13 protein-coding genes are annotated in these 11,567 nt (G+C 60.4%); 10 read left to right on the plus strand and 3 right to left on the minus strand.

Annotated elements, in window-relative coordinates; genetic code table 11:
* Positions 1-77: 77 nt before the first annotated feature.
* The 3 genes from O9H32_RS09245 to O9H32_RS09255 all read right to left on the minus strand — a co-directional run bounded on the left by O9H32_RS09245 (position 78) and on the right by O9H32_RS09255 (position 3,025).
* Positions 78-911 carry an ABC transporter ATP-binding protein gene (locus tag O9H32_RS09245; RefSeq protein WP_269865743.1) on the minus strand — a complete coding sequence of 278 codons (834 nt, stop codon included), beginning with the start codon at positions 909-911 and terminating at the stop codon, positions 78-80.
* Between the two features lie 63 nt (positions 912-974).
* Positions 975-2,021, minus strand: a complete 1,047-nt coding sequence (locus tag O9H32_RS09250) for a FecCD family ABC transporter permease (RefSeq protein WP_269865744.1) — start codon at positions 2,019-2,021, stop codon at positions 975-977.
* The gene (locus tag O9H32_RS09255; protein ID WP_269865745.1) at positions 2,018-3,025 is read right to left on the minus strand and encodes a FecCD family ABC transporter permease; all 1,008 of its coding nucleotides are present in this window, start codon (positions 3,023-3,025) and stop codon (positions 2,018-2,020) included. Before O9H32_RS09255 ends, O9H32_RS09250 begins: the two co-directional genes overlap by 4 nt.
* 305 nt (positions 3,026-3,330) lie before the next feature.
* Between O9H32_RS09255 and O9H32_RS09260 the strand changes: the two genes are divergently transcribed.
* From O9H32_RS09260 to O9H32_RS09305, 10 genes are all read left to right on the plus strand, one after another.
* Positions 3,331-4,329, plus strand: a complete 999-nt coding sequence (locus O9H32_RS09260) for an ABC transporter substrate-binding protein (RefSeq protein WP_269865746.1) — start codon at positions 3,331-3,333, stop codon at positions 4,327-4,329.
* A 158-nt stretch (positions 4,330-4,487) separates the two neighbouring features.
* Positions 4,488-4,823 carry a hypothetical protein gene (locus O9H32_RS09265; RefSeq protein ID WP_269865747.1) on the plus strand — a complete coding sequence of 112 codons (336 nt, stop codon included), beginning with the start codon at positions 4,488-4,490 and terminating at the stop codon, positions 4,821-4,823.
* A 184-nt stretch (positions 4,824-5,007) separates the two neighbouring features.
* Positions 5,008-5,439, plus strand: coding sequence for an Rrf2 family transcriptional regulator (locus O9H32_RS09270; RefSeq protein ID WP_269865748.1), 432 nt, complete (start codon positions 5,008-5,010; stop codon positions 5,437-5,439).
* 111 nt (positions 5,440-5,550) lie between these two features.
* Entirely contained in the window at positions 5,551-5,958 is a 408-nt protein-coding gene (locus O9H32_RS09275) for a hypothetical protein (protein WP_269865749.1), read from the plus strand.
* Positions 5,959-6,021: 63 nt separating this feature from the next.
* The gene (gene trxA, locus O9H32_RS09280; RefSeq protein ID WP_269865750.1) at positions 6,022-6,339 is read left to right on the plus strand and encodes a thioredoxin; all 318 of its coding nucleotides are present in this window, start codon (positions 6,022-6,024) and stop codon (positions 6,337-6,339) included.
* 155 nt (positions 6,340-6,494) lie between these two features.
* Positions 6,495-7,475: a helix-turn-helix transcriptional regulator gene (locus tag O9H32_RS09285; RefSeq protein ID WP_269865751.1), complete on the plus strand. Its 981-nt coding sequence runs from the start codon at positions 6,495-6,497 to the stop codon at positions 7,473-7,475.
* A 68-nt stretch (positions 7,476-7,543) separates the two neighbouring features.
* Complete coding sequence (locus O9H32_RS09290; RefSeq protein WP_269865752.1) at positions 7,544-8,077, plus strand: DinB family protein; 534 nt, start codon at positions 7,544-7,546, stop codon at positions 8,075-8,077.
* A gap of 65 nt (positions 8,078-8,142) precedes the next feature.
* Complete coding sequence (locus O9H32_RS09295) at positions 8,143-8,913, plus strand: DODA-type extradiol aromatic ring-opening family dioxygenase (RefSeq protein ID WP_269865753.1); 771 nt, start codon at positions 8,143-8,145, stop codon at positions 8,911-8,913.
* A 351-nt stretch (positions 8,914-9,264) separates the two neighbouring features.
* Positions 9,265-10,122 (plus strand): sugar phosphate isomerase/epimerase family protein, encoded by an 858-nt coding sequence (locus O9H32_RS09300; RefSeq protein ID WP_269865754.1) that lies wholly within the window; start codon positions 9,265-9,267, stop codon positions 10,120-10,122.
* 151 nt (positions 10,123-10,273) lie between these two features.
* Positions 10,274-11,446 carry a DUF3048 domain-containing protein gene (locus O9H32_RS09305; RefSeq protein ID WP_269865755.1) on the plus strand — a complete coding sequence of 391 codons (1,173 nt, stop codon included), beginning with the start codon at positions 10,274-10,276 and terminating at the stop codon, positions 11,444-11,446.
* Positions 11,447-11,567 lie beyond the last annotated feature (121 nt).

Raw genomic sequence — 11,567 nt, forward strand, 5'->3', positions numbered from 1 at the left:
AAAAAGGACGGTGTTCCTCTTCGGGGTGAAGAGGGACACCGTCCTTGTGCATTATGGCACGGCAGAGGCCGGGCGGATTACAAGGCAACCGCGGCTCTCGCCTGCGGTTTGCCTGCTGCCGCCGGCTTCTTGCCCTTGCCGACCGGGACGACCATCGGCGTGCCGAACAGCGGATCTTCGATGACGCGGCTCTCGAGCTCGAACACTTCGCGGATGAGCTTCTCCGTCACGATATCCTGCGGACGGCCTTCGGCCCACACTTTGCGATCCTTGATCGCCACGATATTATCGGCGTACCGGCAGGCGAGATTAATGTCATGCAGCACCATGACGATCGTGCGCTGCTCCTGCTCGTTGAGTTCGTACAGCAGATCCAGCACTTCGATCTGGTGGGCGAGATCGAGGTAAGTCGTCGGCTCGTCGAGGAGGATCGTCGGGGTGCCTTGGGCGAGGGTCATCGCGATCCAGGCACGCTGGCGCTGGCCGCCCGACAGGGAGTCGACGGTGCGCTCCGCGAGGGAGGCCATGTTCGTCAGCTCGAGGGCGCGCTGGACCATCCGCTCGTCCTCTTGACTCCACTGCTGGAGCCAGCTCTGGTAGGGATAGCGTCCCTGCTTGACCAGCTGCAGGACGGTAAGTCCTTCCGGAGCGGCCGGTCCCTGCGGAAGCATGGCCATCCTGCGGGCGATTTCCTTCGTCGACATGCGCGAGATCTCATTGCCGTCCAGGACGATAGAGCCCTTCTGGGGCTTAAGAAGTCTGGCGAGCGAGCGGAGCAGCGTCGACTTGCCGCAGCCGTTGCTGCCGATGAAGACGGTCACCTTCCCCTTCGGAATCCGAACACTGAGCTCTTGAAAAATGCAGGTTTCGCCGTAGCACAGACACAGGTCTTTGGATTGAATGGCGGTCATGGGAATCACTCCTTGAGTTTCTGCATGGCTGCAGTATGGATGAATGGATGGTTGGGTGACCGGTTACTGGTTCCGGCTGCGGTACAGCAGGTAGATGAAGAAAGGCGCACCGATCGCGGCAGTGAAGACGCCCGCCGGGATGTCCAGCGGCGTGAACAGCGTGCGCCCGACGAGATCGGCGCCGAGCAGGATCAGCGCCCCGAGCAGGGCGGAGACCGGCAGCAGCGCGCCGAAGCTCGGCCCGACGAGCTTGCGGGCCATGTGCGGCGCCATCAGGCCGATGAAGGTGATCGCGCCGCCGAAGGCGCCGGCCGCCCCTGCGAGGGCTACGCTGAACAGCAGGAGCAGCAGGCGCTGGCGCTGTACGGAGCTGCCCACGCTGAGCGCGACATCCTCGCCGAGCTCCTGGATATTGATATGACGCGAATACAGCAGAACGAGCGGCAGCAGGACGGCGACATAGGGCAGAAGAATCAGCACGTCCTTCTCCCAGGAGACGCCGTAGATGCTTCCGGTCATGAACGTGAGCGCTTTGGTAGCCACCACTACGGGGCCGGTCAGCATCATCATGTGCGACAGCGAGCTCATCGCTGCAGAGAAGCCGATGCCGATGAGCACGAGGCGCAGCGGGGTGACGCCGCCCTTCCAGGCAAGGCTGTAGACGAGCGCCATGGCGGCAAAAGCACCGATAATCGCGGCGACCGGCAGCCACACGATGCTGGCCCGCTCGGTCAGGAAGAAGAAGAAAGCGACGGCGCCGAGCGTAGCACCGCCGGTCGCGCCTATCGTATCGGGCGACGCCAGCGGGTTGCGAACCACGCCCTGCAGGATGGCACCCGACACGGCAAGGGCGGCACCGATCAGGATGCCGATGACGATGCGGGGCAGGCGCAGGGACCGGACGATCGTCTCGCTGGCATCCGCTCCGCTGCCGAGAATCGAGCGGATCACTTCGCCAGGCGGGATATAGACGCTGCCGATGCCCGTACTGAGCACGACGGCGGCAAGCAAAGCAGCCAGCAGCAGGAGCGTGACGAGCACGGCTCTGCGGCTGATCAAGAAGGAATAGGCGCTTCCCCGAAGGGTCATATAGCGGCTTGGACGGTTCATCGGAGCTGGCCCCCCCTCCGTGCGATATACACGAAGAAAGGCACGCCGATGATGGCGGTCGTCACGCCGACGTGCACTTCCTTCGGCAGGGCGATGAAGCGGGCCCCGACATCGGCGCCGACAAGCAGCAGCGCGCCCAACACGGCGCAGTAGGGCAACACCCAGCGGTGGTCGATGCCGACCACGAAGCGCACGATGTGCGGCACGATGATGCCCACGAAGACGATCGGGCCCGCTACGGCGACGGAACCGCCAGCGAGGATGACGATCACGAGCGCCGTCAGCGCCTTGATCAGGATCGTGCGCTGCCCGAGCCCCTTCGCCACGTCTTCGCCCATGGAGAGGACGTTGATATGCGAGGCGAGCAGCAGGGCTCCCAGCATCGCGGCGGCCATATAAGGCAGGACGGAGTAGAGCATCTCCATCGTGCGGCCCGCCACGGAACCGACGAGCCAGAAGAGCACCTGGTCGAAGGCTTTGCCGCTCCCGAGCAGCAGACCCTGGGTCAGCGAGGCGAAGAATGCCGAGATGGCCGAGCCGGCCAGCGTTATCTTCATCGGGGTGAGTCCGTCCCGGCCGATGGAGCCTAGAACATAGACGGCGAGCGAGCTCACGCCCGCCCCTGCGAAGGCGATCCAGACGAATTCGGACAAGGAGGAAGCGTTCCAGATCGAGACGGACAGGACAATCGCGAACGCGGCTCCCGCGTTCACGCCGAAGACGCTCGGTGAAGCCAGCGGGTTGCGGGTGATTGCCTGCATCAGGGCGCCGGCCACTGCGAGGGAACCGCCTACGGCGGCCGCGATCAGGGCGCGGGGCATACGGGCCGTCTGAATGATGAGATGCTCGTTCGACCCGTTGAAGCTGCGGTACGCCGAGACGATCTGCTCCCAGCTGTAGGTCTGGATGCCGAACATGACGCTGGCCAGCATGACTAGCGCCAGGAGCAGCGCCGAGACCGCGAGGCCGGTGATTTTGAAGGAGAGAGAACGTTCATTATGCATAAGGATGGACAGCCTGCTTTCCTGCGGATCGACTGGATGACAGAATAAGATGACCCCTGGCAGGTCATTTAGATCATTAACGGTATGCCATATGATTAAAGGAAAGAACTCTTTTCATTGTATGAGAACGGTTATCAGCTGTCAATGAATTTGAGAATCATTATCAAAAAAGGATTGACAAGATACATGACACCCTTTACTATGAACGATGTTAATGATAATCGTTATCAACTGCCGGCATGCCTACAACCTATAGAGAACTGCAGGCCGGACACTTTTAGATGTACGACACCAGGAGGTCACTTATGCAACGAATCAAGGGAATCACAGGCAAAACATCCGCAGGGCTGCTCGCCATCCTCATGCTGCTCTCCGTCTGGCTTACGGCCTGCGGCTCGAAACCGGCCGAGCAAGTGGCACCCGGATCCGCGGCGGGTACGCAAACCAATGCACCGGCACAGGCTCCGCTCAAAATCAAACATGCAATGGGAGAAACCGAAGTGCCTGCGAATCCCAAGCGGGTCGTCATTCTGACCAATGAAGGAACGGAAGCACTGCTGTCGCTCGGAATCAAACCCGTCGGTGCCGTGAAATCCTGGACGGGCAGCCCTTGGTATGATCATATTAAATCGGACATGGAAGGCGTAACGGTCGTCGGCGAAGAAAGCCAGGCGAACCTGGAGCTCATCGCTTCGCTGAAGCCGGACCTGATTATCGGCACCAAGATGCGACAGGAGAAAGTGTACGACCAGCTCAAAGCCATTGCCCCTACTGTCTTCTCGGAGACGCTGCGCGGCGAGTGGAAGAACAACTACCGTCTGTATGCTGAAGCGGTGGGCAAGAAAGCCGAAGGCGAGAAGGTCATCGCGGACTTCGACAAGCGCATTGAGAACTTCAAGGCGAAGGCGGGCGACAAGCTGAACCAGAAGGTATCCGTGGTTCGCTTCATGGCCGGCAAGACGAGAATATATCTGCAGGACACGTTCACTGGCATTATCTTCAGCCAAATCGGGATCAAGCGCCCGGAGAATAAGTACAAGGACACCTTCGTGGAAGAGATCACGAAAGAGCGTCTGCCGGAAGTCGATGCGGATATGCTCTTCTACTTCACCTATGAGACGGGAGACGGCAAAGCGGGCCAGCAGGAGAAAGACTGGCTGAACGATCCGCTCTGGAAGAACCTAAATGTCGTGAAGGCGGGCAAGGTGCGGCAGGTGAACGATGCGATCTGGAATACGGCGGGCGGCGTCAAAGCGGCGAACCTGATGCTGGACGATCTCGAGAAAATTTACGAAATCAAATAAACGATTAAGCATAGTAAGCAAGATAACCCTCTTTTCCCTGACGGGAGAAGAGGGTTATTGTTTTGCCGCAGCATGCATAAGGAGAGGGAGGTTAATGCAAAATAGGATGGGTCCAAACGGGCTGAAGACAAACCTTTCCTTAGGAGGAACACCAATCCATGTTTACTATTTCGGCACAGCTGAACCAATGCCAGCAAACGATCCAGCACCTCATGCAGCAGACGCAAGTCGCCAGCGGCGATTATCAAAAACTGCTGCAGCAAGAGCAGCAGAATTCCCAGCAGCTGGAGCTGCTTGCCCAGCGCGAGCGTCAAGCCGTCCAAGTGATCCAAACCGCTCTGCAGGGCCACCAGGCAGCCTTGCAGCAGCTGCAGCAGGTAGCTCAGGTTTGTTCCCAGCTGGAGCAAAGCTTGGCTCAGCTGAGCAATGCAAATATAGGGGGACTGGCCCAGCAACAGCAAGGCCAGCTCTACCGCGGCAACCTGTACCAATAAGCAAGGGCCGGCTTGGCTGCCGGCATGCCACAAGCGCCGGTCTCCGATGAGGGGGCCGTTTTTTTTGACTTAAAGGACGGTGAAACCGTTTATTTTGAAGAGAGAAGAAACAGGGCGCAGAGCATCTTGACAAATCTTACTGTAATAAATATAATTACAGTACAGGGATAAGGGAGGGCAAACGGTGAACAGCGAATTCACGATTGCGGTACACAGCCTCGTACTGCTCGCCTACCGGCCGGACCACATGGCAACCAGCGATATCATTGCTCACAATGTCAGCACACACCCCGCCCGGGTGCGCAAGGTCATGGCCTGCTTGAAGAAGAAGGGTTATGTGGCAACGAAGGAAGGCAGCGGAGGCGGCTTCATTCTCAGCTGCGATCCGGATGAAGTGACCCTGGCGGAGATTTACCGGGTGACCTCCATCGGTTCGATCAAGCCGTCGTGGTGTTCCGGCAGTACGGAAGAGGAGTGCCTGGTCGCCTGCAATATCGCAGGCGTGATGGACGGCATCTTCACCGAAGCAGAGGAAGGCATGCTGATGTATTTGGAGCGCCTAACGCTTCGCGGGGTGCTTGACAGGCTGAAGACCGCCCAGCGAGAGAAGCGCTAGCGGGCTTCTTTTCTCCCCCTGAACTGTTACTAATAATGTTTCAGTCCTCTCCTGTAGGTTAATTATGTAAAAAGCGGTTAAGTATATAAAAAGAGGAGAGGGTGACCGAAGATGACGGCTTATAATCCGATGCTGCTGCAAGAAGGGGACTGGGTGAGCGGAACGACCCTGCAAGACGAACGTTTCATTGGGTATATCGAATCGATGAACGATGACGGGAGAATCCGGGTGCGTCTGACACAGTGCGACCGCACGGAGCGAGTAGGGACGCTGGCCGAAGCCAGACCGTTCAAGCTGATGAAGCTGCCGGACGATCTGCTGTCGGATGTGGAGGCGCTGCGCGGACTGATCGAAGTGGCGCTGATCACACGCGACCGGGAGTGGTTCAAGGAGCTCAGCGAGCGCAAGTCGGCCGCCGAAGCCGCCTGGCCGAGCCCCGCGAACGGCGCGGGAAGCCAGGGCGGCACATCCGGCCTCTCTCCCTTCCGCCGGCGCTTTAACCCTGGATTCCTGCGGTAGGCTGCCGTATGGGCCGTGCAGCGAATCCCTACGCTTGACTATAGAAGAGGAGTGAGTGCAATCATGTCTATCGTATCCATTACCAAAGAAGAGCAGTTCGAAGCGGCTATTGCCCAAGGCGTGGTTCTCGTGGACTTCTGGGCACCTTGGTGCGGCCCCTGCAAAATGATCGCCCCGGTGCTTGAAGAACTCGGAGGCAAGCTCGGCGACTCGGTATCCATCGTTAAGGTGAATGTCGACGACAACCCTGACACGGCCGGTAAATATGGCATTATGAGCATCCCGACCCTGAAGCTGTTCAAGGACGGCCAAGAAGTGGGAACGCAGATCGGCTTCGTGCCGCTGGCCCAGCTGGAAGCTTGGGTGCAAGGGCAGCTGTAAGCATGGCAGCGAAGCGAGTGGAAGAGAGATCCGGAAGGAGGGCCTGTCAGGCTCTGATCCGGGTCTTTTTTTGCTGTACGGGAAGGAAGCGGGGGGCCCCCTATGGAATAATCTTACTATAACAGGGAGATGAATGTCCGAAGGAGGCGGTGCCGGTGAACCGGACAGACCGGTTGATGGCGATAGTGCTCGAGCTGCAGAACCGGCGCTGCGTGCGGGCGGAGGATCTTGCTGCCCGCTTCGAAACGAGCGTGCGTACGGTGTACCGGGACATGCAGGCACTGAGCGAAGCAGGAGTGCCTGTAGCGGCTGTGCCGGGACTCGGCTACTCCCTCATGGAGGGCTACTTTCTTCCGCCGGTCACTTTCCGGGCGGAGGAGGCTGCGACCCTGCTGCTCGGAAGCGAGGCGGTACTGCGGCTGCTCGGGGAAGCTTACCGCGAAGCTGGGCTGTCGGCGCGTATGAAGCTGGAAGCGGTGCTTCCAGCGGAGGTCCGCGAGCAGGTGGAGTCCATGCGCAAGGGGCTGCGCTTCTGGTCGCTTCCGCAGCGGTCCGATGAGAAGCTGGACCGGCTTTACCGGGCCGTACTGGAGGAGCGAGCTGTATGCTTCCGGTATACCGGGGAAGCGCGGCGGCAGCGGGAGGGGGCTGTCAGCGGCCCCGGCGAACTGCGGGAGGTGGAGCCCTATGGCCTGGTGCACGCCCAAGGCGTCTGGCATCTGGTCGGGCACTGTCTGCTTCGGGGAGAGCGGAGGCTGTTCCGTCTGGACCGGATGGCGGAGCTGGAGGAGACGGAACGGGCGTTCCGGCGTCCCGCCGATTTTGACTTGCATGCCTATACACCATCAGACGAACGGCCCGTAAGGATTAGAGTGCGTCTGGTGGGTGATGCGGCGCTGAGATATGCCCGCAACACGCCTTACTTCTATGTGACGCGGGCGGAAGAGGATCCGGAGATGGAGGGGGGGCTGCTGCTCACGCTGCAGGTGCGGTATGAACTTGAAGCCCTGCCATGGCTGCTCGGTTGGGGAGCGGAAGCGGAAGTGCTGGAGCTGGCAAGCTTGCGCGGCCGCATGGCAGCGGAAGCCGAAAAATTACACAAACTGTACGGAACGCCCGTGGAACTCCTGACATAAGGGTGTCAGGAGCGGGGTGCTATGATGAGGTCATATTCACTATACCATTTAGGAAAGAAGGCCTTGCCATGATCGATACGAAGCAAGCATTGACGGATCTGGAGCTGACGATGGAGCAGTACGAGGAGAGACTCTCCCGGTATACGGAAGACGAGCTGCACAGGCAGCCTTCGCCCGGCGCCTGGTCGGTGGGCCAAGTGTACACGCATCTGCTTAACACTGCCTTCCATATGCAGCTGAAGGCCATCGATGTGTGTCGGGAGGGAGGGGCAGCGGGAGCGAGCGGCAAAAGCGAAGCCGGGGAAGGGATCTTCCGCCTGGGCTCGTTCCCTCCCACGAAAATAGCCGTTCCCGCATCGGATGCTTATACACCTCCCAATACGGAGGATGCGGCTTCGATCCGTGCGCGTCTGCAGGAGTTAAAGGAACGTCTGCGGGATATCGAGCCGCAGCTTGCGGCTATACCCGCTGACCGAGTGGCTGTCCACCCGAGACTGGGCGGATTGAATGCAACGGAATGGTTCGCGCTGCTCGAGATGCACTTCCGTCATCACCTCCGCCAGCTCGGGGAGCTGGAGACATTCCTCGGCAAGAGTGCGTGAGCCTCGGCTGAAGCGGCCCACCTCACTACCGGGGGAAGCCGGGACATCTGAAAGGAGGGGATGGCATGTATCCTTCGTTGTTTTTGGCTCACGGAACCCCGACGCTTGCTGCAGAAGATCTGCCGTATACCCGCTTCCTCCAGAACCTTGGCAAGCATCTGCCGCGGCCCCAAGGGATTGCAGTGGTCAGCGCTCATTGGGAGAGCCCCATCCAGCGCATCACGGGTGCCTCCCGTCCGGAGACGCTGCATGACTTTTTTGGGTACCCGGAGGCCGCCTATGCGGTCACTTACCCGGCACCGGGAGATATCCTGCTCAGCCTGGACATCCAGAAGGAGCTGGCGGGCGAAGGCATCGCTTCGGAGATCGACGATGCCCGGGGCCTGGACCACGGCGTATGGCCGCTGCTACATTGGATGTACCCGGCAGCGGACATCCCCGTCGTGGCGCTGTCCGTCCACCCGCGTCTGGCCCCCGAGGAGCCGTACCGGATCGGACAGGCGCTGTACTCGCTCCGGCAGAAGGGCGTGCTCGTCATCGGCAGCGGAGGGACAGTGCATCATCCCTCCCGGCTCCACTGGGACAGCACGTGGGTGGATTCCTGGGCGCTGGAGTTCGACGCTTGGCTCGGCGAACGGATCTCCGTCTGGGATCTGGAATCCCTCTTCGACTATGAGAGGAGAGCGCCGCACGCGAGCCTGGCGGCCCTTACGCGGGAGCATCTGTACCCGCTGTTCCTCGCCATGGGACTCGCCGACCGTACCCGCAAAGCGAAGCTGCTTCACCAGGAATACCAGTACGGCTCGCTGAGTCTTACGGGCTGGATCTTCGGATGATAGGGAAGGGATGAGCTTGGAGCGATGATCCAGGGAGCACCGCCCTGAGAGAACGGAGCTGCCAGCCAATGGAAAGTCCGCCGAAGCGTGCAGCTTAGGCGGACTTTTTGTCATGGTCCGGGTGCCGGGAGGCGTGCAGGTGTGAGTCCATGGGGGAGCTTCCGTCCTGACAAGGCACTCGCGGGAGCTCCATTGTATAAAAGCAGTTACCCGCAAGAAATCGAGAAACGGCGCACATTGTTCACGTGAACATTTTTATAGCCACAAGGCGGGGAGGCTGTTATAATCTGGAGAGCAGGCTGCTCAGAGCAGTCCGAATCCTACAATTATCCACTTATCGGAGGGACTCTCATGAAACTATCCGTATTCACGGTCGTAACCCCGGACCTGACGCCCGAAGAACTGGCAAGCGCCGCGAAGGAAGCGGGCATCGAAGGGATCGAATGGCGGTTCAAGGAGATTCCGGCGGATGCCGGGGACGAACAGCCGTCGTTCTGGCGCCGCAATCTCTGTTCCATCGATCCGCAGAGCACCGAGACCGAACTGGACCGCTTCGCGAAAGCAGCAGCGGAGCAGGGGCTTCGCACGGTCTCTGTCGTGCCTTACTTGACGCCCGGCGATCTGGAGGGGACGGAGCAGGTTCTGAGAGCTGCGAAGAGGCTTGGGGCAGCCTCGATCCGTGTCGGCGTTCCGGGCTATGACCGATCCCGGAATTATAATGACCTGTTCGAACAGGAGATTCAGTATCTGCATGGGGTGGAGGAACTGGCGCGCCAGTATGGCGTGAAGTGTCTTGTAGAGACACATCATCATACGATTGCACCTAGTGCGGGGCTCGCGCATCGTCTCGTGTCCCGGTTCGACCCGGAGCACATCGGCGTCCTGTTCGATCCGGGCAACATGGTGCACGAAGGATTTGAGAACTTCCGGATGGGGCTCGAGCTGCTGGGCCCTTACCTGGCTCACGTACATATCAAGAATACGGGCTGGAAGCCGGGGAACCGCCGGGAAGACGGGTCCCAGAGCTGGACTTCTTACTGGGAGCCGGTGAACGGAGGCGTCGTGGATTGGAAGCAGGTGCTTGGCGACTTGAAGTCGGTCGGATATGACGGCTATCTCGGCGTCGAGGACTTCAGCGGCAAGTTCCAATCGAGAGAGCTGCTGAAGACCTATGGCGAGGAGATCCGCAGCCTGTTGGCCGGTCTCTAACCTATATTGCAGTCCAGGCGTAACAAATCCGGGGCGTTATCCGTATAGAAGAGGATAGCGCTTTTTGGCATGGACGGATTCTATTCCCGCACCTGCTAGAATATAGATTACTAGAAGCTTGAACGATTCTGGAAGAGAGAGGTGAGCGTCCATGATAAAAGGTTCATCCCCCATCTTCGGCAGATCGGGGCCGGGCAAGGCGGGGCTTCTCCTGCTCGCCGGCAGCATCCTCGCCCTGACGGCCGGCTGCAGCTTGGGGAAGGAGGCCCAGCCGCCGCAGCCGGCTCCTGTGCAGGTGAAGACGGGGCCGGAGCCAGGCGAGGAGACGGTACCGGCACCGCCTAAGGCGCCTGCCGGCCCGACGGCCCCGTTGACCGGACTGCCCGTGAAGGAGGGCGCTCTTGCCCGTCCGGTCATGGTCATGGTCAATAACGCTCCCCAGGCCCGTCCCCAGAGCGGCCTGACGGAGGCGGACATGCTGCTGGAGGTGCTGGCCGAAGGCGAGATTACTCGCCTGGTCGCCATCTACCAGAGCAGCGTTGCGCTGCAGAACCCGATCGGTCCGGTGCGGAGCATCCGCCCTTACTTTATCGAGCTCGGCAAAAGCTTCGGGGCCATCCAGGTGCATGCCGGGGGCAGCCCGGACGGGTACGCGAAGCTAAAAAGGGAACACATCGACGATATGGACGAAATTACGAACGCCGGGCCGTCCTTCTGGCGGGAGAAGTCGCGGAAGGCGCCGCATAATCTGTATACGAGCCTCGAGAAGATCCGGGCCGGGGCTGAGGGAAAGGGGATTGCGGTCGCTGCTGCAGCCGGGGATTCCCTGAAGACGCCGGCCTACAGCTTCGCGTCAGGGGAGGCGGAGGCGGTGCCTGCCCTGGGGACCGGAGCGAATGGCGCATCCGCGGACGGTACATCCCTTGACGTGACGTTCCTAGTCAAAGGCTATAAGGTAGGCTACCGCTACGATGCCGGGGAAGGACGCTATCTGCGCTCGCTGAACGGGGAGCTCCATAAGGATCTGGCCACCGGCACTACGCTGGGGGCGGAGAACGTCATTGTCATGGGAGCTGATCATCAGGTGCTCGACAAAGAAGGCCGGCTTGACGTCAAGCTGACGGGGAGTGGGGAGGCGCTCTTCTTCCAGAAGGGGCGTGCGCAGTCAGGGGAGTGGCGCCGGGATGCCTCCGGTGCTCCCCTCCGGTTCACCGACGGCGGGAAGGATCTCGTGCTGCAGCCGGGGCGCACGCACATCCTGATCGTACCGAATGCGCCGACGTTCGCCTCGCATGTGGCGTATGGCTCCGTCCCGCAGCCGTAGGGGACGCAAGCCGCCCGGGAGCGGCGGCATAGTGCCGTCGATGAGGCTGTCTATGAGGCCCAAAGATGCCCATAAACGTCCTGCAAGTGGTACACAAGCGGCCCTCTACGCCCGTTGGGTA

The sequence above is a fragment of the Paenibacillus caseinilyticus genome, from assembly GCF_027533645.1.
GTDB lineage: Bacteria > Bacillota > Bacilli > Paenibacillales > NBRC-103111 > Paenibacillus_G > Paenibacillus_G caseinilyticus.

What these genes read in the sequence shown, in the direction of transcription:
- O9H32_RS09275 (WP_269865749.1), top strand. Translation starts at nt 5,551, where the DNA reads ATGACGGCTTATAATCCGATGCTGCTGCAAGAAGGGGACTGGGTGAGC.
- O9H32_RS09300 (WP_269865754.1), top strand. Translation starts at nt 9,265, where the DNA reads ATGAAACTATCCGTATTCACGGTCGTAACCCCGGACCTGACGCCCGAA.
- O9H32_RS09255 (WP_269865745.1), bottom strand. Translation starts at nt 3,025, where the DNA reads ATGCATAATGAACGTTCTCTCTCCTTCAAAATCACCGGCCTCGCGGTC.
- O9H32_RS09265 (WP_269865747.1), top strand. Translation starts at nt 4,488, where the DNA reads ATGTTTACTATTTCGGCACAGCTGAACCAATGCCAGCAAACGATCCAG.
- trxA (WP_269865750.1), top strand. Translation starts at nt 6,022, where the DNA reads ATGTCTATCGTATCCATTACCAAAGAAGAGCAGTTCGAAGCGGCTATT.
- O9H32_RS09305 (WP_269865755.1), top strand. Translation starts at nt 10,274, where the DNA reads ATGATAAAAGGTTCATCCCCCATCTTCGGCAGATCGGGGCCGGGCAAG.
- O9H32_RS09290 (WP_269865752.1), top strand. Translation starts at nt 7,544, where the DNA reads ATGATCGATACGAAGCAAGCATTGACGGATCTGGAGCTGACGATGGAG.
- O9H32_RS09250 (WP_269865744.1), bottom strand. Translation starts at nt 2,021, where the DNA reads ATGAACCGTCCAAGCCGCTATATGACCCTTCGGGGAAGCGCCTATTCC.
- O9H32_RS09245 (WP_269865743.1), bottom strand. Translation starts at nt 911, where the DNA reads ATGACCGCCATTCAATCCAAAGACCTGTGTCTGTGCTACGGCGAAACC.
- O9H32_RS09295 (WP_269865753.1), top strand. Translation starts at nt 8,143, where the DNA reads ATGTATCCTTCGTTGTTTTTGGCTCACGGAACCCCGACGCTTGCTGCA.
- O9H32_RS09260 (WP_269865746.1), top strand. Translation starts at nt 3,331, where the DNA reads ATGCAACGAATCAAGGGAATCACAGGCAAAACATCCGCAGGGCTGCTC.